General features: G+C 33.9%; 14 protein-coding genes and 1 pseudogene. 11 read left to right on the top strand and 4 right to left on the bottom strand.

What is annotated here, in order from left to right; genetic code table 11:
- The first annotated feature begins 17 nt into the window (after positions 1-17).
- From DKT72_RS16865 to DKT72_RS16840, 6 genes and pseudogenes are all read left to right on the top strand, one after another.
- The gene (locus tag DKT72_RS16865) at positions 18-3,077 is read left to right on the top strand and encodes a beta-L-arabinofuranosidase domain-containing protein (RefSeq protein WP_111309921.1); all 3,060 of its coding nucleotides are present in this window, start codon (positions 18-20) and stop codon (positions 3,075-3,077) included.
- A 41-nt stretch (positions 3,078-3,118) separates the two neighbouring features.
- The gene (locus tag DKT72_RS16860) at positions 3,119-4,825 is read left to right on the top strand and encodes a DUF885 family protein (protein ID WP_111309920.1); all 1,707 of its coding nucleotides are present in this window, start codon (positions 3,119-3,121) and stop codon (positions 4,823-4,825) included.
- A gap of 16 nt (positions 4,826-4,841) precedes the next feature.
- The gene (locus tag DKT72_RS16855; protein ID WP_111309919.1) at positions 4,842-7,526 is read left to right on the top strand and encodes a DUF5695 domain-containing protein; all 2,685 of its coding nucleotides are present in this window, start codon (positions 4,842-4,844) and stop codon (positions 7,524-7,526) included.
- Positions 7,527-7,611: 85 nt separating this feature from the next.
- Complete coding sequence (lhpI, locus tag DKT72_RS16850; protein WP_111309918.1) at positions 7,612-8,589, top strand: bifunctional Delta(1)-pyrroline-2-carboxylate/Delta(1)-piperideine-2-carboxylate reductase; 978 nt, start codon at positions 7,612-7,614, stop codon at positions 8,587-8,589.
- A 30-nt stretch (positions 8,590-8,619) separates the two neighbouring features.
- The gene (locus DKT72_RS16845; RefSeq protein WP_111309917.1) at positions 8,620-10,782 is read left to right on the top strand and encodes a family 43 glycosylhydrolase; all 2,163 of its coding nucleotides are present in this window, start codon (positions 8,620-8,622) and stop codon (positions 10,780-10,782) included.
- 538 nt (positions 10,783-11,320) lie between these two features.
- Positions 11,321-11,867 (top strand): annotated as a pseudogene (locus DKT72_RS16840) (IS6 family transposase).
- Positions 11,868-12,283: 416 nt separating this feature from the next.
- Here DKT72_RS16840 and DKT72_RS16835 read toward each other — a convergent pair.
- Positions 12,284-13,267 carry a helix-turn-helix domain-containing protein gene (locus tag DKT72_RS16835; protein WP_111309916.1) on the bottom strand — a complete coding sequence of 328 codons (984 nt, stop codon included), beginning with the start codon at positions 13,265-13,267 and terminating at the stop codon, positions 12,284-12,286.
- Positions 13,268-13,345: 78 nt separating this feature from the next.
- Here DKT72_RS16835 and DKT72_RS16830 point away from each other — a divergent pair, with 78 nt between their 5' ends.
- Both DKT72_RS16830 and DKT72_RS16825 read left to right on the top strand, forming a co-directional pair.
- Positions 13,346-15,685 carry a TonB-dependent receptor gene (locus DKT72_RS16830; protein WP_220628147.1) on the top strand — a complete coding sequence of 780 codons (2,340 nt, stop codon included), beginning with the start codon at positions 13,346-13,348 and terminating at the stop codon, positions 15,683-15,685.
- Between the two features lie 190 nt (positions 15,686-15,875).
- Entirely contained in the window at positions 15,876-16,592 is a 717-nt protein-coding gene (locus DKT72_RS16825; protein ID WP_111309939.1) for a DUF4198 domain-containing protein, read from the top strand.
- Between the two features lie 62 nt (positions 16,593-16,654).
- On the opposite strand, the gene DKT72_RS18310 is transcribed toward DKT72_RS16825, so the two are convergent.
- Positions 16,655-16,813: a hypothetical protein gene (locus tag DKT72_RS18310; RefSeq protein ID WP_162623350.1), complete on the bottom strand. Its 159-nt coding sequence runs from the start codon at positions 16,811-16,813 to the stop codon at positions 16,655-16,657.
- 138 nt (positions 16,814-16,951) lie between these two features.
- Here DKT72_RS18310 and DKT72_RS16815 point away from each other — a divergent pair, with 138 nt between their 5' ends.
- Positions 16,952-17,254, top strand: a complete 303-nt coding sequence (locus tag DKT72_RS16815; RefSeq protein WP_111309914.1) for a hypothetical protein — start codon at positions 16,952-16,954, stop codon at positions 17,252-17,254.
- Between the two features lie 3 nt (positions 17,255-17,257).
- A complete protein-coding gene (locus DKT72_RS16810) occupies positions 17,258-18,790 on the top strand; it encodes a PepSY-associated TM helix domain-containing protein (protein WP_111309913.1) in 1,533 nt (510 codons plus the stop codon).
- Positions 18,791-19,649: 859 nt separating this feature from the next.
- Here DKT72_RS16810 and DKT72_RS16805 read toward each other — a convergent pair.
- Positions 19,650-19,955, bottom strand: coding sequence for a hypothetical protein (locus DKT72_RS16805; RefSeq protein WP_111309912.1), 306 nt, complete (start codon positions 19,953-19,955; stop codon positions 19,650-19,652).
- Positions 19,956-20,194: 239 nt separating this feature from the next.
- Here DKT72_RS16805 and DKT72_RS16800 point away from each other — a divergent pair, with 239 nt between their 5' ends.
- The gene (locus DKT72_RS16800; protein WP_235841753.1) at positions 20,195-21,772 is read left to right on the top strand and encodes an IS1182 family transposase; all 1,578 of its coding nucleotides are present in this window, start codon (positions 20,195-20,197) and stop codon (positions 21,770-21,772) included.
- 91 nt (positions 21,773-21,863) lie between these two features.
- Here the strand turns inward: DKT72_RS16800 and DKT72_RS16795 are convergent, their stop codons facing one another.
- The gene (locus DKT72_RS16795) at positions 21,864-22,466 is read right to left on the bottom strand and encodes a hypothetical protein (RefSeq protein WP_111309911.1); all 603 of its coding nucleotides are present in this window, start codon (positions 22,464-22,466) and stop codon (positions 21,864-21,866) included.
- Positions 22,467-22,665: the final 199 nt, after the last annotated feature.

The raw sequence follows: 22,665 nt of genomic DNA, 5'->3' as shown, positions 1-22,665 counted from the left end.
GAAAAAAGAATTTAATTATGAAAACATATAGACTATTAATTTGTGCTATGTTAAGTTTTTTGGCAAGTGGCATAACGACAGTACTAGCACAAGATGGTGATCAGATTTTAGACGGTATTGGAGAAACAGGATTGATTTCCCGTTATTTATTTGAAGGTAACACCAAGGACTGGTCAAGAAATAATCTACATAGTACCATCGAATCTTCACATGCTAAATTCATTGATGATAAGCAATTTGGCACAGTACTTTCTTTGTCTTCTGATAGTAAAGCGTTTGTTTCAATTCCTGGAGAAGCCATTAACTCAGAAGAATCATTGAGTGTTACAGGATGGATCTATTTGCGTTCTACACAAGTTGGCCAACTATTTTTTGATTTTGGAAGAAATAGCAAAACCCACTTCTTTATGGCACCTACGGGAATACAAAAAGAAGAAGGGTGTGTCGTTGGAATTACAACCAAATCGGGCGACACTTATAAAATTAATTCTCCTGAATTGAAAGCCAACACATGGAATCACGTAGGAGTTGTTATTGATATCCCTTCCAAAACAATGAGCATGTATTTAAATGGAGCTCTAATAAGCGAAACTAAAAACATGTCGGCGTTATTAACAGACATATTCGATGAGAACTCTGCAAAAAACAATAAGCTTTACATCGGTAAGTCCTTATCTTCTAAACCTTCGTATCTCAACGCTAAATTACATGATTTTCGAATTTATAGAATTGCTTTGAGTGAAAAACAAATCGCTAGGATTCATCACAATGCCTTGCATGATGGGGAATCGGTTGTCAATGAAACCAAAGGACCTGTAGATGATCTGCCCCTGTTTTCCAAAACCACGCCCCAATTGTATAATCAATACTTAATGAGTGCACCAGACATTCACGTAGAAACTACAATTGGATATCTTCCTAGATTACCACGCTATATAAAAGGTATTTACAGTAATGGCATTAAAGATACTGAAGTTCGAGTATTGTGGCCAGCTCCAACAAACAATGACCAAGTTCTTAAAGCTGGTGAATACACCGTAGTTGGTAGCATTGCCGGATCGGATATAAAACCAAAAGCCACGGTGACTGTAAAAGATTCCAAACATGCAGGCACACCAGATCGTAAACTAGAAGCTTTTAATCTGGATCAAGTATCATTAAATACTGATATTCATGGACACCAGACGAAATTTATTGAGAATCGTAATAAATTCATAACAGGTCTTTCCCAAACTAATCCTGACAACTTTCTTTATATGTTTCGCAATGCCTTTGGACAAGAACAGCCTAAGGGAGCCGAACCTTTAGGTGTATGGGATAGTCAAGAAACAAAATTACGGGGGCATGCTACAGGACATTATCTAACAGCTATTGCACAAGCTTATGCTAGTACGGCCTATGATAAATCACTTCAGGATAATTTTGCTGATAAAATGGAATATATGGTTCAAACACTTTACCAATTATCACAGATGTCCGGACAACCAAAAGAAGTGGGAGGAGCCTGTGTTTCAGATCCAACAGATGTGCCTCCAGGACCTAATAAATCTGACTATGATTCAGATTTAAGTGAAGAAGGTATTCGCACAGATTATTGGAATTGGGGTAAAGGATTCATTAGTGCCTATCCACCAGATCAATTTATCATGCTAGAACATGGTGCAACTTATGGTGGTCAAAAAAAACAAATTTGGGCTCCCTACTATACATTGCATAAAATTCTTGCTGGGCTGATGGACGTATACGAAGTCAGTGGAAATGAAAAAGCTCTTGAAATTGCTAAAGGTATGGGAGATTGGGTTCACGCCCGCTTAAGTCAAATACCTACCGAAACACTTATTAGTATGTGGAATAGATATATCGCTGGTGAATTTGGAGGCATGAATGAAGCTATGGCTAGACTCTACAGAATAACCAACGAACGTCAATATCTAGAGGTCGCACAATTGTTCGACAATATCAAAATGTTTTATGGTGATGTTGCACATTCAAGTGGACTGGCAAAAAATGTGGACACTTTTCGAGGACTGCATGCCAATCAGCACATTCCTCAAATTATGGGTGCCCTCGAAATATATCGTGATTCTGACACATCAGACTACTACCGTATAGCTGATAATTTTTGGTATAAAACCGTAAATGATTATATGTACAGTATTGGAGGTGTTGCAGGAGCCAGAAATCCTGCTAATGCAGAATGCTTTATTGCACAGCCCGCAACTCTTTATGAAAACGGCCTGTCTTCTGGTGGACAAAATGAAACCTGTGCAACATATAACATGCTCAAATTAAGTAGAAATCTATTCCTTTTTGATCAACGTGCAGAATTGATGGATTACTATGAACGGGGTCTCTACAATCACATCCTTGCTTCTGTAGCGGAAAATAATGCTGGTAACACATATCATGTGCCATTAAGACCTGGTTCTGTGAAACATTTTGACAATGCAGATATGAGTGGATTTACGTGTTGTAACGGTACAGCTTTGGAGAGCAGTACGAAACTTCAGAATTCAATTTATTTTAAAAGTGCAGACAACAAAGCCCTGTATGTTAATTTATATGTCCCATCAACATTAAAATGGACTGAAAAACAGGTAACTGTAGAACAAACAACCGCATTTCCAAAAGAAGACCATACAATGTTAACTATTACGGGAAAAGGAACATTCGATATTAATGTTCGTGTACCGCATTGGGCGACCAAAGGTTTTTTTGTAAAAATAAATGGCAAAAATGAAAAAGTGGAAGCGGTACCAGGTAGCTACCTTACTTTAACCCGCCAATGGAAAGATGGCGATACAATTGAGTTGCATATGCCGTTTCAATTTCATTTAGATCCTATAATGGATCAAGAGAATATAGCTAGTTTGTTTTATGGGCCTGTTCTGTTAGCCGCTCAAGAAACTGAACCACGCAAAGACTGGCGTAAAGTAACACTAGATATAAATGATATTAGTAAATCAATAACTGGCAATCCTGAAACGTTGGAATTTATTATTGATGGCACTGTATTTAAACCTTTTTATGAAACTTATGGACGTCATTCTGTTTATCTGGATGTTTCGTTGAAGTGATTCATACGATTATCAAAACCACATATGAAAAACAATAAAGCATGAATAAAACTTTAAAAACTTCCAGCTTCTTAATTATATCTTTTCTAACCATGACGATAACGGCGCAAAGCAATTTAATAGACCTAATAAATTCATATTCGGCAGACAAACGTGCCATAAATACATTCTACAATAATAGGGAGTCTGAGGAATACTATCAGCGTTCCATAGATTTATATAAAGAATGGGATAAAAAAATTGATGGTATAGATTTTCAAAAACTGACACAACAAGAAAAAGTTGATTATTTACTTTTAAAAAATTTAATTAAAAAAGAAAGTTACTTTTTAGATTTGGACTATAAAGCATTTAAAGAAGTCGCATACATAGCAGATTTCACTAAAGATATTCTTCCATTTATAGTTGAAAGAAGACGCGGTAAAAAACCAAATGCACAAGTTCTTGCAAAAACGTTAACTACAGCAAGTAATAGTGTAGAAAAAGAAATTAAAAATATTAGTAAAAACCCTTTTGAGAACTGGTTAATGGCAGAAAAGGCTTCTAAAGTTGTTGAATCTTTCAATAATGCTCTAAAAGAAGCCTATTCTTTTTATTTCAGTTACGACCCTGATTTTACTTGGTGGGTTGAAAAGCCTTATGAAAAATTATCAGGTCAATTACAAGAATATACCAAATTGCTCAAAGACAATTACTCAAAAACAAGCCTAAAAGATGATGGTAGTGGTATTATAGGTAAACCTATTGGTAGAGATGCGCTAATTGAAAGCTTAAATTTTGAATTTGTTCCTTACACTCCAGAAGACATGATAAAAACTGCTGAAAAGCAATTTGACTGGTGCAAAAAAGAAATGATTAAAGCCTCTCAAGAATTAGGTTATGGTAATGATTGGAAAGCCGCTTTAGAACATGTAAAAAACACTTATGTTCCTGCTGGAGAACAACCCCAAGCCATCACAGACCTCTATAAGCAATCTGTAGATTTCATAGAAGCACGAGATTTGATTACCCTTCCGGAAATGGCAAAGGAAACTTGGGGCATGATCATGATGACTCCAGAACGTCAAAAAGTGAATCCGTTCTTTACCGGGGGTTGGGAAATTAGTATCTCCTACCCTACGCAAGATATGAGTGAAGATGATAAGATGATGAGCATGCGAGGTAATAACCCTAATTTTTCCAGAGCAACGGTACAGCATGAATTATTACCAGGTCATAACTTGCAATTTTTTATGAACGCTCGTAATAAAAGTTACAGAAGAGTATTTGACACGCCTTTTTGGATGGAAGGATGGGCACTATATTGGGAAATAAACTTATGGAATAAAGAGTTTCCTCAGACTCCAGAACAAAAACTTGGGATGCTCTTTTGGCGAATACACAGATGTGCAAGAATAATTTTTTCCTTAAAGTTCCATTTAGGAGAAATGACGCCTCAACAATGTATTGATATGTTGGTTAATGAAGTGGGGCATGAATATGCCAATGCTGAAGCTGAAGTTAGACGTTCCTTTGCGACAAGTTACACACCGCCCTTATACCAAATGGCTTATATGACCGGAGGATTACAATTTTATGCTCTAAAAAATGAAATGTTGGCAAAAGGCTGGACCGAAAAACAATTTCATGACCGTGTTTTAAAGGAAAATATGATGCCTATTGAGTTGCTAAGAAGCTTGATACAGGAATTGCCATTGAATAAAAACTATAAAACACAATGGAAATTCTCAACAGAATTTAAATACTAACTATTAACAACAAATAATGAATATAAATCTAAAAAGTAACTTGTGCGTCGTACTGTTTTTAGCAGTATCAACAATTCAGGCACAAGGCTATTGGAGTAAAATTGAAGAAAAAGAACCTACATTAGGGATTGCCGATATTTACCAAAAATTTGATACCCCCGATTTTCAATTAAAATTAGTAAGAGCCTCTCAAACGGTGGCTGCTTTAAGGCCTGCTAAGGATTTAAATTTTGATTTTACACCCGGAGATCGTTTAGAAATTAGAGATAAAGATGGATTATACCATTTGGGAGATATAAATTTAAGAATTAAAGAAGCAGAAAGTGATTGGAAAAGTTATTCAACTGCTACCAAACGATCTACTGTAACACCCATAGAAACGTCTGGAAACGTTTTAGCCGGTGCAGATTTGGCAAACACCTTACCTAGTGATATCCCCGTTACTATTAAACGTTTTTATGAAATAGATAATAATGAATTAGTATTACGATTTGAGATAACCAATAAAACAAATAAAAACATTGAAATAGGTGCTTTAGGAATCCCCATGATTTTCAACAATATATTAGAGGGAAAATCACTAAATGAAACCCATGCCCAAAATGTGTTTTTCGATCCTTACATTGGTATGGATGCCGGTTATTTGGAAGTAAAACGGTTAAGTGGCCAAGGCCCAGTATTATTGGTTTTACCAAAAGAAAATATGGCTTTTGAAGCGTATCGTCCATTACTAGACGATGCCACACCAAGAAGTATCGTTTTTGAAGGATTCCATGAATGGATGGTTTACAGTAAAGCCTATGGCGATAATGAATGGAAAGGGGTGAATGAATGGAATGAACCTACATCATTAATACTAAAACCCAAAGAAACTAAAAACTTTGCTTTAAAATTTGTACTTTCAGAAAGCATTAAAAATATTCAAGAAACTCTTGAAAAAGAAGAGCAACCCATAGCGACAAGCATACCTGGCTATGTACTTCCTCAAGACATTGAATCACAATTGTTTTTGAATTATAAAAGTGATGTAAGTTCTTTCGATATAGAACCTAAAGATGCACTTAAAATAAAAGCAGAAGGATTAACAGATAAAGGTCTTAAAAAATATACAGTTCAAGGTAAAAAATGGGGACGTGCCAGACTAACCGTTACTTACAAAAATGGCATAAAACAAACGATAAATTATAAGGTTATAAAACCTGAAACGGAAGTCGTTAAAGATTTTGGTCACTTTTTAATGACAGAGCAATGGTTTGACAAATCAGATCCTATTTTTAAAAGAAATCCCTCTGTGATCAGTTACGATTACGAAACTAAAAAACAATTAACACAAGATAGTCGTGCTTGGGTGGCCGGTTTAAGTGATGAAGGTGGTGCTGGAGGCTGGCTAGCCGCCATAATGAAACAGCTTATTCAACCTGACAAAGATGAGATTAAAAAACTGGAAGCGTTTATTGATAAAACGCTTTGGGGAAATATTCAATATAGCGAAGGAAAATATAAATATGGCGTTAAGAAAAGTGTATTTTATTACGAGCCAGATTCTTTGCCTAAAGGAACTTATAGCGATGACATCAACTATAAAACATGGGCAGCTTGGGATCATAAACATGCAAATGACCCAGGAAGATCATATAATTATCCACATGTTGCCGCCGCTTATTGGGTCATGTATAAGTTAGCAAGATATCATGAAGGCTTAGTGGACAACAAAACTTGGGATTGGTACTTAAAACAAGCGTACCATACCACTATAGCCATGGTAGAACAAGCACCTTATTATGCACAATTTGGACAAATGGAAGGTTCTGTGTTTTTATACATTCTTGAAGATTTAAAAATCGAAAAATTTAAAGACATGGCTACAGATTTAGAAGCCAGAATGAAAGAAAGAGCAGACCATTGGAGAGCTTTAGATTATCCTTTTGGTAGTGAAATGCCTTGGGATTCTACAGGTCAAGAAGAAGTTTATATGTGGTCTGATTATTTTGGATATAACCACAAAGCTGATATTACATTAAACGCCATTTTAGCCTATATGCCAACCATGCCACATTGGGCATACAACGGCAACGCCCGTAGGTATTGGGATTTTTTATACGGTGGGAAATTATCGAGGGTTGAAAGACAAATCCATCATTATGGATCTTCTTTAAATGCCATTCCTGTACTTAAACAATATAGAAAAACAAATGATTTATACTTATTAAAAGTGGGCTATGGTGGTCTTTTAGGAGGGATATCCAATATTACTGAAGACGGATTTGGTCCAGCAGCATTTCATTCTTACCCAACGGAGTTAAGAATAGACTATCTTTCGGGAGATTATGGTTCGGGGTTTTATGGATATGCTGTTAATACAGCATCCTATATCACAAAAGATGATGATTTAGGATGGCTAGCTTTTGGTGGTAACTTAAGCACTAAAAAAGATATTATTGAAGTAAAAATAACAACAGCCGCAAAATCTAAAGTTTATATTGCTCCTAAACAATTATGGCTAACATTAGATGCCGGAACCTTTGAAAAAGTGACTTACAATACAAAAACGGATAGTATAGAAATTACCTTAAATGCTAAAGATGATTATACCCCAAACGCTTATTTGAGAGCAAATCAGGATTTAGAGCTTCCCTATACCAAGATTAATGGTGCTTTTCAAATTCCATTACAAAAAAAGAGTCTTACTATTAAATTATAAGAGATAAATTACTTTCTTATTAGAAACAAATACTTAACCCCAAGATATACGATTTTCTTGGGGTTAAATATTAAAACATTAATACATGAACCAAACCATTCCGTATATAACCGATGATTTTATAAATAAAAATTGCAGTTTTGAAGGATTAATAAAAGTTCTTGAAGAAGGGTTTTCAAATTCTAACATTGAAGTACCTATGCGTCACCATCATGATTTCGCAAATCCTAAAGAAGGCATCGATTCTACCTTATTACTGATGCCTGCTTTTAATCCGGGAAAAGAATTTGGTGTAAAAATTGCCACTGTAAGTCCTAATAACGGAAAATATAATCTTCCAGCCATTCAAGGCATGTACCTGTTTTTAGATGGACATACAGGTGGTTTAAAAGCCATTTTAGAAGCAAAATCTTTAACCGTTAAAAGAACGGCCACCGCCTCTGCTTTAGCTAGTTATTTTCTTTCAAAAAAGAGTGCGTCGTCTATGTTAATGATTGGAACAGGAGCTCTATCTATCAATTTAATTAAAGCGCATAGCAGTGTGAGGCCTATAGACACGGTTTATGTTTGGGGACGTGATTTTGAGAAGGCTCAAAAAATTTGTAATGATTTAAAAATGGAATCTTTTACTTGTATTGCTATAAAAAACATAGAGGATAAAATTTCTGAAGTCGATATCATTTCATGTGCAACATTATCACCTACCCCATTGGTTTTAGGTAAATGGTTAAAAAAGGGACAGCATTTGGATTTGGTTGGAGCTTATAAAAAAGATACCCGAGAAGCTGATGACGAATGTATAATGAAATCAAGTGTTTTTCTAGATACTTACCAAGGTGGTTTAAAAGAAAGTGGTGATATTGTAATTCCTTTATCAAAGGGTATTATAACTAAAGAAGCTATTAAAGCTGATTTATTTGAATTGTGCAGCAATGCTAAAATAGGGAGAACCTCCGATTCTGAAATCACATTATTCAAATCGGTAGGTCATGCTTTAGAAGATTTGGTTGCAGCATCATATTTTTATAGTTTATTTCAAAAAAGCAAACAAACATTTCAATAAAAACAACACAATAAATATCATAAACATAAAATGAAAAAAACGCATACTCTATTCTCAATCATTATTATGTTTATTATTCTTTTTTCATGTGCCCAAAACACAAAACACTATAAAAAGGATACAAATAACAACACATTAACAGCCGTGAGCAATCCTATTTTACCAGGTTATTTTGCCGATCCAACTATTAAAAAATTTGGGGATATTTATTATATCTATGCCACTACCGATAATGAAATGTTGGCATCAGGGGCTCCAACGGTTTGGTATAGTGAAGATTTGCTAAATTGGTATAACTATACCATGGAAATCCCTCCATTTTCATCCATGCCTATTACAAATTTTTGGGCGCCTGACATTATAGAAAGTGAAGATGGCAAGTATTATTTGTACTTTGGTAATTGTGAGATAGGCTGTAATATTTATGGTTATGTATCAGATACACCAGTTGGCCCTTGGACCAAATTAGACGAAAACGACAAACCTGTAATCTCCAATGGATATCCAAGAGAAGGTTTTCCTTCATTAGATGCTCAATTCTTTAAAGATACTGATGGAAAAATATATGGCTATTGGGGCACTTGGGTACATTATAATGGTGGTTATGCCGTTGGTGAATTAGATACCAAAACCATGGCCAACATGGTAAATTCAAAAAATATTCCTTTAGATCAAACACCAGATCCCTTTGAAGCAGCTTACATGATGAAAAAAGGAAATAAATACATATTAATGTATTCTGGTGATTCTTGTCATGATGAAACCTATAATGTAAGATATTCTTATGGAGACTCTCCTTATGGTCCATTTACCGAGGGAGCTAACAATCCTATTTTAAGTACCAATGAAGACCAATCTACTCATGGCCCTGGACATCATTCTATATTACAAGAAGGTCATGATTATTATATTGTTTATCATAAGCATGATTTCCCTATGACTCGTGGTGGTCTTTCGCGACAAGTATGTATAGATAAAATGATTTTTGAGAATGATTCTACTATAAAAAAGGTAGTACCCACACAAAAAGGTATTGAAAATATTATAAAATCTAAGGTTCCAGAAAATATTGCATTAAATGCTAACGTAAAAGCATCAACCTATTACCATTTAAAATCTTTAGAATACGATTATAAGTATAAACCAGATTATGCGACCGATAATAATAATGCCACCATGTGGAAAGCCGGTGATAACTCACTTCCCCAAGATTTAACAATTGACTTAGGATCTATTCAAAAAATAAAAAGAGTAACCACACAATTTGAATTTGCTAGTTATTATTATCAATATATCTTAGAATATTCCGAAGATGGCAAAAGCTGGAAAATATACTCAGACAAATCAAAGAACCAAACGCCTGGCAGCCCAATGATTGATAATAACGATATTAAAGCCCGCTTTATTAAATTAACGGTTACAGGTACAGAAAAATCAGGGCTTTATGCAGCAGTTTGGAACATTAAAGTTTATAGTTCATTGTTTGAAATTCCTTTACATCTAAAAAACAAAAAATCTGATGTTGCTCCAGCTATTAGAAGCAATAAAGAAATGTTAGTTAACCTTGATTTATCTAACATTTCTAATAATGAACCTCTATCAACCATTGAAAACAAAGGATCTATAGGAGGAATTTTCACAAAAAAGGGGAACTTAACTTTAGAAACGGATAATGAAGGCGTAAAAGCTATAAAGTTTACTAAAGGTGCTTTGGTATTAGATAAACCTGTTCCTAAAACATTGGCTTGGAACGGTTCTTACACAGTGGCAACCTGGTTGAAAAATCCGGAAATATCAGAAACAGGAGAAATTATAGCATCTTGGTGTGACAGGCATGAATTCAATTTAGCTAACTCTTACAATGCCTTAGCTTATAATAGTGGAGACTATGGAGCTGCCCCTCACCTGGATGGTCATTTTGATATGCCTTATAACAATCTTCCCGATGCTAACAAATGGCATTATATTGTATTAACTTTTGATGGCGTTCTTGAGAAAATTTATGTTAATGGTGTTTTAGATAACTCACAAATTATGTTATTATCTTCTGCTATCGATAATGCCAAGATTATTATTGGGGCTTCTGACATTGGAGAAAATTTTTCTGGTTTCATAGCATCGTTACAAATATATGATTATGCTCTTGATACTGGTGAAATAAAAAAACTAATGGAAAACACAAACCCTAAATGAATTACTTTTTAAAAAGTAATTGTTCCTCAAAACTCATGTTAATTTAATCTGAGTTCGACTTAAGAAAAGAGTATTTTATTTTACATTTTTTAGAAACTCCCTTTAACACTTAACACTATCAAACAAAAGTCAAATTGCTCTTCAATGCCCTTTAAAGTTACGACAATTCCGATTAGAAATGATTCACCGAACAATATACCTTTTAGTTGATTTTAATTGATTCACCTAATTGTAAACTTAAGTTAAAAGAGACCTTTAAAAACAACATTTATTTGTTGTTTAATCGTTTTGTTATTGATTTGGTATGCTGATACTGGTTTCTGCATCTTAGTTACATTGGGATGAGTCCCTGAAACGAGTCAGGGTGATAAGTCTTATGTGCTTAGGGATGACAAAAAGCACCAACTTTTTGAAATGTAAAGTTTGTGCTAGGTTTGCTTTTTTTTGTTTATAGAACATCCACTGGTTCTGCCTCATTTAGATCAGAAAAACCTAATCATTATCTTTAACATCAAAAGGTCACTGCTTTCCAAAGTCGATTATTATCCAAGCCGTTTATTATAAATTAAGATTTGGATTAAGTTATAGAAGTATAGAAGAGCTCTTGGCTATTAGAGAGATTAAAGTGGAACACTCCACTGTTCAAAGTTGATTTTTAAGTTTACTCTACTTCTGGAAAAGGAATTTACCAAGAGAAAGAAAGTCGTTGGTAATTGCTGGCGAATGGATGAAATCTATATAAAAGTAAAAGGGCAATGGTGTTATCTGTATAGAGCATTAGATAACCAAAGACATACAGTTGATTTCTTATTAACCAAAAGAAGACAACGTATGAGTGCCCAATCTTTTTTAATAAAAGGTCATTTTCGAAAATCAAGGTAAGGCAATGCAAGTACTTAAATAACGTTGTAGAACAAGATCATCGATTTATAAAATAGCGAATTGCAAGTGGATTAGGGTTTAAAGAATTTGAGTCTGCCAAAATAACATTAAAAGGAATACAAATAGTACATATAATTCAGAAAGAACCGTTGGTTTCTAATAGAAAATCAATGTTTAAATCTTTTTTATCTTTGGCTACCTAATCCTAAATTTAAAGGATAATTTATTTTACTTTTTATAGATGGAACAGAACCGAAGCGAATTGCAGAGAATTAAAAATGATTTTGTCCGCATCTTAAATGAGCTGTCCTATATTAAAAATACGTTTGGCAAAGATTATTATAGGCTGGATATTCCAAAAGAAAAAAATAGAGGAAATGAGGTCTAAATTTCTTTAACACCTTTCATAAAATCCTAAATTTACGCAAAAACTACCACACTCGCTTTGGTGCGAGCTTGATGCCTTTTTAAAGCTATGGATTCCCTGCGCTCAATTAGGAACAGTTACAGTAATATGTTTTTATTCCCTTCCACTGAATCCATCACTTTAAAAAAGTATATCTCCAAAGGCATTAAAGAATCTAATGATTTTGAACTATTTATATGCATAATATGAATTTTAAGCTTTCGTTCTATATACTTTCGGAGTGAGATTGGTAAACCTCTTAAAAGCTGCCGTAAAGTGTGTCGCATTTTTATAGCCAATCTCTTCAGCAATTTGATAGACCATTTTTTGGGTGTTTTCTAACATATACTTTGCATAGTTCATTTTTTCGGCAATACTAAATTCATTAACCGTGCATCCAAATACTCGGATAAATTCTTTATTCAATGTATGTCCATTAACACCTACTTGGCCGGCCAGTTCTGCTAACGAAAAGTTTTTATTCAAATTGGAGGTAATTAATTGTTTTATTTGATATAATTTTTTAAGCATTTTATCATGGGGCCATTTAACATGTCCATTGGAGTTTTTGTAGCTCTCCAATAGCAAAGCCATCAGTTCAAATACTTTGGCATTTAAATAAATTTTATTAATAACTTTTGAAACTGCTTTACGCTCCAAGTTTTCAAGTATGGAAAACAACTCATCCGTAATAGGTAAAATCAAACGCTCATCCGATAAAGTTTTTAGTTTATAATTATTAACAAATCCGTGAGCCAACAGGAAAGTAACAGGTAAGGTTATTTTTATTTCGGTAAAAAGCTTTTTTCCAAACAATTTAATGCAACCTTTGTAGTTGGTAATAACCGCCATAAATGTCTCCCTACTTTCTAAAAATAAGTCATCCAGGGTTTCCATTTGGATGATTTTCTCCCCCGTCAGCATAAAATTAATATGTATGGATTCATTCTCTGATGATTGAATATATGTAAGATCCTTTTTCAGTCTATACCTGCTCAATGTGATATGTATATCCTTAGTCCTCATACAATATATATATCCAGAACCATAATTGGGCTTTACATCAAAATATTCAATGCTGAGGCCCTCTTTTTTATTAGTATGTCTTTTTAATGATATTTTTTCATAAATATAAGTATTGGTATCCCTTAAATCAATGTTCTCAAAATTTTCAATTTTACGTCTTTTTTTTTCCAAATCACGTCATTTTATTATTCCTAAACCATACTATTTTTGCGCTAAATTTATTTAGACTAATTATAAACAACAAACATAATGATTAAAAAAATAATATTATTAACAACAACGCTTTTTTCTGTGGCTTGTCTTTATGCACAGAATGGAAGCATTATGGGGCAAGTCATTACAAAACAAAAAAATGCCATAACAAATGCCAACGTGATTATTGACAACACAAACCATGGCACGGAAACAAATGACTCTGGGAAATATAAAATTGAAAATATCAAGCCTGGCAATTACAGATTAAAAATCTCTTTTGTTGGTTATGTTGCCGAAGAAATAGCCGTTACTGTTACAAGCAATCAAACGACCAAAGTGGCGCCTATAGTTTTAATCGAAAATGAAGAACGCTTAAGCGAAGTTATAATTGAAGGCACAAAAGATAATAAGTATTCAGAACGAACTCCTTCATCTTCCCTTCGTTTAAAAACGGAACTGGTAAAACTACCGCAAAACATTCAAGTAATAAACAGTGATTTATTGGCAGATCAACAAGTTACCAGTATGATGGAGGGCGTTATTCGTAATGTAAGTGGTGTTACCATGCTAGAGCATTGGGGACATTTTGCAAGGGTGAACATGCGTGGCTTTAGATTGCCTGCATTTAGAAACGGTTTTAACGTTGAGGACACTTGGGGTCCGTTATCGGAAGACATGAACAATGTGGAGAGGATCGAGTTTGTTAAGGGCCCTGCAGGCTTTATGATGTCAGCAGGAGAACCAGGGGGTTTTTACAATGTGGTAACCAAAAAACCAACCAATATACCAGTAGCTCAAATTTCTTTGTCTGGCGGTAGTTTTGATTATTACAGGGGAACGGTTGATCTTGGAGGCAAGTTAACAGATGACGGAAAACTGCTATATCGTTTCAATGGAATGTACCAAACGGCCGATTCGCATCGGGGTAATGAAGATGCAGAACGTTATGGTATAGCACCTTCATTTACATACAATCTATCCAATAAAACATCCATAACCACCGAATTAAATTTACAGCAAGCAGAAAGCTTCGTAGGTTCTGCCTATGTTTTTGCTCCAGTTGCAGATGGCTACGGTAGTCTGGACAGAAATTTCAAATATACTGATACAAACTATCCTGTAACCGATATTCAGGAACTGACTTTATTTACGAATTTAAAACATGAGCTTTCCAAAAATTGGAGCTTTGAAACCCAATTTGCATATTTGAGATATGACCAAGAAGGAAACTCTACTTGGCTTTGGGATTTGCCCAATACTGGTGATGCTACGCGTTATGTTGGTATTTGGGATGCGTTATCCCTTGGGAAATATTTTCAAACATATCTGTATGGAAACTTTAATACTCTGGGTATTACTCACAATGTATTAGCTGGCTTTGACTACAGCGAAAAGGAGTATTGGGCAGATTGGAACCAATCCATTGTTATAGATGTAAACCAACCTTTTAATATATATAATCCCATTTATGGCAATACAGAAACACCTGTGTTTGACAGATCCCAAAAAGTACGGGATCGCTTTGGTGTTACCAATACTGGATTTATAGCAAAATCTTTTTACGCACAAGATGAAATAGGCTTTATACAAAATAAAGTCAGATTGACACTAGCAGCTAGACATACAGAGCTTATTACTATTGGAAAAGCGGAAAGTGACAACAAATGGACCCCTAGATTTGGTTTAAGTGTCGATATACTACCAAGTCTTACCGCTTATACCCTTTACGACCAATCCTTTTTAGGTCAAACCGGTGTTAGTAGATTGGGAGAGACTTTTGAGCCTGTGGAAGCCAGGGACATTGAAGGTGGTATCAAAAAATCATTCTTCAACAATCGTTTAAAAGCATCTCTAGGAATCTACCAGATTACCAAAAAAAATGAATTGGTAGTGGATCCTGAAGACAATAACTTTTCTATTCAGTTAGGTGAAATTCAATCAAAAGGTATTGAATTCGATATGCAGGGAGAAATTACTCCAGAACTTAACATCGTCTTAAATTATGCGAATACCAATGTGGAAATCACAAAAGACACTAACCCACTTAATATTGGGCAAAAGCTTTCAGGATTTGCAAAACATATAACCAATGGATGGGTTTATTATAATTTTGCCCAAACTTCACTATTAAAAGGTTTTGGAGCATCGGTAGGATATCAATATCAAGTAGATCGTTCAACTTGGTCTTGGGGAGCGAATAACCAAAGTGATCTACCTGATTATTTTAGATTGGATGGTGGACTATCTTGGCAAAATGAAAAAATTCGGGTGCAACTTAATGTAAATAATATATTGGATGAATATTTATATGCAGGGGCAAATTATGGTAGCTACTTATATTGGCAATCCGAACCAGGAATGAATGGAAGGATTACGGTAACCTATAATTTTTAAATAATATCATATCAGAATTTTTCAGCAAATAGTTTAGTTAGTTGTTAGCAGTCCCCTGCATAAAAGGGGACTGCTTTTTAAATGGATCATAAAATATAAACACGTGAAATGAGCATGGCTGAAAAATTGGTCGTAAACAGCAATTAAGATATGCAAATAACATATGACAAATGAAAATAAATATCTACATATGAAAAAAATAATTTTAACAGCCCTTTTAATCGTATTTACAACATCACAAATGTTTGCCCATTATTTATGGATTGAAACAAATAAAACCGGAATGGTTGGCGTGGAACAAGATGTGAAAATTTATTATGGGGAATATACATATGGTGAAATTGAAAAAGTAAATGGAGAAGCATTTCCAAAGGTGAAAAATTTCACACTTTGGATTATTGATGAAAAAGGCAACAGAACAACAATGGAAACAACGGCTTTTGAAGATTATTATCTTGCTAAATTTAAGCCAGCAAAAAACGGAACGTTTACGATAGCGTTAAATAATAATGAGATTGATGTATTGGATTATACTAAATACAATTTTGGGATTTTCAAGACACATTACCATGCCACGGCAAAAATCCAAGTTGGGCAAACTGATTCAGAAACATTAGCAGTAAATGAAATTGGCATAACAATAAAGGATGTTTCAAAAAATAAAGACCAGATTAAACTTCAAGTTTTATTTAAAAACAAACTACTGCCCGAAAATGAAGTACACATATACGTATCCGATTTATGGTCCAAAACTTTAAAAACAGACGAAAAAGGCTTCATATTATTTAAATTGCCTTGGGATACCAAATACATTATTGAAGCAACAATAAAAGAAGAAGTTCCAGGAACATACAAAGGCGAAGCATATCAATTTATATGGCATTGCGGCACATATTGTATTTTATAAATAACTATTATTAAAATGATTTCATTCACACTTCTAATCATTTTTTTTGCTTTCTATATACTTTATAATACCTCTGAAAAATCAATTAAAAATCCAAGCTTTGGTTTTGAAAACTGGGTAAAAAAAGAGAAAGAAATTTCAAAATTATTGGGGTTAATGATGCTCTTGGCTTCTTGTTGGACATTTTGCATCTTGTTTGGGTTTGGTTCTGGAAGTTTCATATTTATGATTAGCTTAATGACTTTTGGAAGTTTAGTCCTCTTGTTAACGCCTGTAAAAATTTTAAGCCCCAAATCTATCTTAATCATATTGATACTGTCTCTTTGTTTCGAATTCTTAATTTTTTAAATAGTACACCGATGCCTGCAAACCCAAAATATTTATCTTCAAACTGGCAACAATTTGCTAAGATAACTGCCGGATTTTTAGGAGGTTATTTTGTTACAATAACATGTCATTTGTCCTTAACTTTTTGGTTAGACCATGTGAATGTCATGATTACCTCAACCTTTACGGGATTCATACTCTGGGTCACTTTAATGATTGTAGCGTTTTTGTCTAAAAATGGCTGGAAAATTTGGGGCATATACATTCTATTGGGTCTGTTTTTTTCTCTTATAATTTATCTAGGAAAAATGTATTACCCTATAACAATAAACTAAACGATGAACAATAGAATTTACAACATACTTTTTCACACCCATACGGTGAGTGGTATTGTTATCAGCGTAGTGTTATACGTTATTTTTTTCGCGGGATCTTTTTCCTTTTTTAGGGACGAAATAGTTAATTGGGAACGCAATGAATCTGTACAGGTTACAGATGATATAAAATTAAATTTCAATAAAGTTTTGGATTCCCTGAATGCCGAAGACGATTTATATGGCAGGGATATCGAGTTTAGTAAATATTATGTGGAACAAAGGGTTGCCGTGTCTATTTCAGAGTCAAAAGACACCTTAGCTCCTGCTGCATCTAGGGCATCGCAATTCTTTTATTTAAACACGAAAGATCAATCCAAAAAGACGTATTTGGAATCGTATTCTCTAGGTGAGTTTTTATATAGGCTTCATTTCTTGGCACAAATTCCATATCCATTTGGATATTATTTATCGGGGCTTGTGGCATTCTTTTTTCTATTTGCCATCATAACAGGCGTGTTGGTACATTGGAAAAAAATTATATCAAATTTTTTTATATTCAGGCCTTTTGGCAAATTGAAAACGTTATGGACGGATGCACATACGGCACTTGGTATACTTGGTTTGCCATTTCAGTTTGTATATGCCATTACGGGAGCTTTTTTTATGATTAATGCTTTTTTGGCCGCCCCGAGTATGATGCTTTTATACAACAATGACCAAGATAAATTTTATGAAGATTTAGGGTATGGCCATCCACATTATGAGTTGGGAAAGGATACCCTGGAAACGGATTTTGATTTAGCTACATACATAGAAAAAACCAAATCTATGTGGCAGGATTTCAATGTTACAGAAATACATATTTTTAATTATGGTAATGAAAACATGCATGTATTGATTAATGGGCATTTAAATTATAACCATAGGTTCACAGGTATTGGTGAGGCGATTTATAAGGTGGGGACAAATGAATTGATTTACAAAAAAAGTCCAGAAAGCACCTCTTATTTGGATGGTGTAAAGAACACCCTATCAAGACTGCATTTTGGAGATTACGGAGGTTATCCCTTAAAAATAATCAGTTTTATTTTGGGTATTGCGACCTGTTTTGTTATCATATCCGGGGTCATGATTTGGTTAGTTGCCCGTGATAAAACAAACATTTCCGAAAAGAAAAGGCGCTTCAATAATGGTGTTATCAATATTTACTTAGCTATTTGCTTGAGTATGTATCCCATTACGGCCTTGTCATTTATTGCCGTTAAAATTTGGCATCCGGCAGTACAATACTTTATTTATGGTTTTTATTTTATTGGATGGCTCATACTTACCCTTTTCTTCATATTGAAAAAAAATATACATGTCACCAATAAATATAGTTTACTTTCTGGGAGCATTATAGGTTTTTTAATCCCTATCGTTAATGGTTTGATTACTAAAAATTGGATATGGAACTCATTTATCAATGGACAGTTTCAAATATTTTTTATTGATGCCTTTTGGATAATTTTATCTTTGACAACACTTTGGATAACTTTCAAAATAAGAAAGTAGTTATATCTAAAATTGAACAGTCAGAAACCATTGAAGATGACAAACTGAAACAGATCGTAAACATGCTAAGCCTTACTAAAGAAGGTGTCGAGAATTTTTAGGATAAACCTGTCTTAAATATTATTTCAAACACATTTAAAAGTAACGATAGCTCAACTATTAATGCTATTTAATCCTTTATATAAAGTTGTAGAACTTCATGAAGACTCTTAAAATCTGAAAAAGGATAAAATTGAGTATTTAGAAAAGCTACTTAAAAAATATTACCAGAATAAGGTAATTGCTTATTTAAATCTCAAGGAATCCCTTTTTATATTTTTCTAGCTACCACAGCAATTATTTAAAGGGAATTTTATAACTCCCATATGTATAAATTCACTAAAAACGTACTGTTTGTCTACATTTTACGAGTTTTACGGTAAAAAATTTAAAGTCAAATTGCTCTTAAAAGCTATTTGAAATTACGACAATTCTAATAAGAATCCATTCACCGAATTGTACACCTTTTATTTGATTTTAATTGATTTCATTTGAAACCAAAAAAAATTAAAATACTGAAAATCATATAATTAACAGTATTTTAATTTTATAAAAATAGGGTTCGTCGGGATGACAGGTAGACCACTTAATCCCATAAAGAATTATATATCAATCATTTATAAATTTTAAAAACAAACTGTTATCCGATTTGTTGACGCTATTATAAATGAACTTAAAGTAAATCACTTTACTTACTGGTTTTATAAAGATAAATATTATTTAGAACCAAAGCAAGGTAAATGGCTATTGAATTTATGAAAGCACTTTTCTCATTATAAAATATATAAAATTCAACTCAGTTCTGAGTTGTACATAGTATTTATTCTTTACAGATTTTTCCATTCATAACTTGAATCTGTCCATTTACGTCTAAAGTTGCTTTAAAATAAAAGCATTTTCCTTCTATTTTTACCATTTCAGTCAAAATTCCATTGTTGTCATTTACGAATTTTTGATATTCAGACAATTCCATTTTTGTTTCGTCATATTTTGCTCGGTAAGTACAGTCGTCAATCCATTCGATTATTTCATAAGGACTTTTATTAAAATCCGTACCAAGAGTATTTTCAGGGTCTTCTACTATTTCTCTTTGTTCATTTCCGTTTCTAATTATTTTATAGGTCAAAAGTGTTTATTCGTCCTCTGGGACATAGAAAGTTCCATTTTTGAAATCCTCACAAGTCAGTTGTTGAGCACAAGAATTTAATCCGATTAAACTCAATATTATAAACAGTAATTTCGTTTTTTTCATATCATGCACAACGGTTCCCTTTACTTTTACTTATGATTAAACTTACGCATTATTTTTATACAATGTGCCTGTTGCACAAGACTAAGATATTAATAAATTTCATATCTTTATTTATGCAAGGAAAAAAAGACTATCAAGAGAAACTATTCGCACATTTTCAGCTTAGCGAACGCGTTCCCGAGCACAATTTTTACAGACGATTAAAAGGGGAGCTAGATCTAGAATTTTTATATAAACTCACGCGTCCTTATTATGGGGATAGCGGACAAAAAAGCATTGACCCTGTTGTTTTCTTTAAGCTGTGCTTGGTTGGTTATTTAGAGAATCTCATCAGCGATAGAGATTTGATCCAACATAGCAGCATGCGGTTGGATATTCTCTATTTCTTGGGCTATGATATAGATGAGCCCCTACCATGGCATAGCACGATAAGTAGGATCCGCCAATTATATCCAGAACCGGTTTTTGAATCAGTTTTCACAAAAGTATTCGGTATGTGTGTAGCTAAAGGGATGGTAAGTGGCCATACCCAAGCGATAGATTCCGCCCCAGTAAAAGCAAATGCCTCGATGGACACTTTAGAACTAAAGGTCCCTAAAGAAGATTTAGATCTGCATTTACATCGAATCAGGCATATGAGCGCTATGGATAAAGATGCTGCACCTATAAGACAAAGCAAAGCTAATAAAGCCCCCAAATCGCAACAAGAAATAAGTGCCAGTGCTAGTGAATTACAATCCATAAAAAGTAGAAATAAAAAATGGAGTAAAGATCAAGACCAGCGACCAGGTGCGGGTAATAAAGGCTCCAAGTACACTTCCAATAAAACCCATTACAGCCCAACAGACCCCGATGCCCGAATTAGTGTAAAACCGGGCAAGGCAAGAAAGCTTAATTATATGAGTCAGTTAAGTGTGGATACAGGCCACCATGTGATAACGGATATCAAGGCGTATCATGCAGACTCAAGAGATAGTCAGTATCTACCAGATATATGTAAACGCTTAGAAAAACGCCTTCATAAGCACGGTTTATTATGGCATAATTGTATAGCAGACACCGGCTATAGTAGTGGAGAGAACTATGCTTATTTAGAAGCAAAGGGATTACGGAGTTATATTCCACCCCATGGCACTTACAAAGGAGGTACAGATGGATTTAATTATAACAAGGAGAAGGATCATTACGTATGTCCTCAGGGCAAAATCATCCCCTTTAAAAAGGTTTTTTATGAAGGCGTAAATAATAATAAAAAGAAAGAATATCGAGCCTCAAAAAAAGTCTGTATTGACTGTCCATTAAGAAGTTCTTGTTTAAAAAAGAGTCAAGAAAAGCGTATTACAATTACCTATTATGTAGAAGAGTACGAACGAAATAACACCAGAGTAAACAGTGCTAGAGGACGCTACATGAAGGGCAAACGACAAAGCACGGTAGAACCCGTATTTGGAACGCTCACACAGTTTCTGGGGCTTCGAAAAATAAATACATTGGGAATAAAACAGGCTAACAAAGTAATGCATCTATCTGCCATTGCCTATAACCTGAAAAAGTATCTGAAATTCACCCAAAAAAGAGTGAAAAGTGGAGCAGGAATGCTAGCTTTATTTTTTTCAGTAAAAAAGAGTGTATACAAGCTCGAAAAGTTGTTTTTAATGAACCTTAAAACACCTAATTATAAAGTGACGTAAAAAAAGAAACTGCCTTAAAAGGCAACTATGGAAGTCTGTTTTTTATAATTTATGGGCTTGTGCAACGGTTACCTGTGTTTGTGCCACGTTTTTAATTCGGATAAATCGATAATCTTATTTGATTATAAGAACCTTTAGGGTTTCCAAAAGCAAATAAATATGCATTCATTCCGTTTTTATTCAGCCATTTTATTCCGTCTCGATAAGTTCCATCATCTTTTGGGTTTTCAGACTGTATTTCCGAAAAGGTTGGTTCTCCGTACTTTTCAGTTAGCATTTCAGTCAATTCGGCAAATTTTTTCTTAAACGCTTTTTTTGTTCTCAAATTTTGTTTCTCCGTTTTGAAACTTTTCTTTTTTAAGTCATTCCACTCGTAAGTAGTAACTCGGATTATACTGTCCTTTGTGAAATAGTAACCAACTTCGAGTGAGAAATTCGGTTTTATAATTCGCTTAAAATCTCGAGAAATTTCAAGTTCATAATTGTCCTTATTCGGATAAATATTTTCTCCAAGTCCAACTTTATGTGTTCGAGTAATATCTTCGGACTTTAGTTTTTTTTCAAGTTCTAGTGCGTAATTCAGATTCAGATTTTCATAATTAAAAATCCGTTCATTTTGGAATACTTTTTTTGAAGTTCCACATCCAACTAATAAAGTCAGAAAGATAATTGATATGACGATTGTTTTTCTCAAATGTGTGGTAACGGTTTCGTATAAGAATAGTGCGTAGTTTGAGTGCGAGGATTTTCCGAAGGAAAATCAGATGCAAGCAAACAAGCACTAACTTTTGATTTAGGAATAAACTTACGCATTATTTTTATACAATGTGCCTGTTGCACAACCTCTCAAATATAATTCAAAATTTTAAGTTTTGGATGAAAGTTCTTATTTT

Origin of the sequence: Confluentibacter sediminis (assembly GCF_003258355.1) — a bacterium.
GTDB classification, from domain to species: Bacteria; Bacteroidota; Bacteroidia; order Flavobacteriales; family Flavobacteriaceae; genus Confluentibacter; species Confluentibacter sediminis.
This window is presented reverse-complemented; position numbering and strand designations above follow the sequence as displayed.

Bases quoted from the DNA above. Each gene is read 5' to 3' on its own strand.
- DKT72_RS16865 (WP_111309921.1), top strand. From the start codon at position 18: ATGAAAACATATAGACTATTAATTTGTGCTATGTTAAGTTTTTTGGCA.
- DKT72_RS16860 (WP_111309920.1), top strand. From the start codon at position 3,119: ATGAATAAAACTTTAAAAACTTCCAGCTTCTTAATTATATCTTTTCTA.
- DKT72_RS16855 (WP_111309919.1), top strand. From the start codon at position 4,842: ATGAATATAAATCTAAAAAGTAACTTGTGCGTCGTACTGTTTTTAGCA.
- lhpI (WP_111309918.1), top strand. From the start codon at position 7,612: ATGAACCAAACCATTCCGTATATAACCGATGATTTTATAAATAAAAAT.
- DKT72_RS16845 (WP_111309917.1), top strand. From the start codon at position 8,620: ATGAAAAAAACGCATACTCTATTCTCAATCATTATTATGTTTATTATT.
- DKT72_RS16830 (WP_220628147.1), top strand. From the start codon at position 13,346: ATGATTAAAAAAATAATATTATTAACAACAACGCTTTTTTCTGTGGCT.
- DKT72_RS16825 (WP_111309939.1), top strand. From the start codon at position 15,876: ATGAAAAAAATAATTTTAACAGCCCTTTTAATCGTATTTACAACATCA.
- DKT72_RS18310 (WP_162623350.1), bottom strand. From the start codon at position 16,813: ATGAAACTTCCAGAACCAAACCCAAACAAGATGCAAAATGTCCAACAA.
- DKT72_RS16815 (WP_111309914.1), top strand. From the start codon at position 16,952: ATGCCTGCAAACCCAAAATATTTATCTTCAAACTGGCAACAATTTGCT.
- DKT72_RS16810 (WP_111309913.1), top strand. From the start codon at position 17,258: ATGAACAATAGAATTTACAACATACTTTTTCACACCCATACGGTGAGT.
- DKT72_RS16800 (WP_235841753.1), top strand. From the start codon at position 20,195: ATGCAAGGAAAAAAAGACTATCAAGAGAAACTATTCGCACATTTTCAG.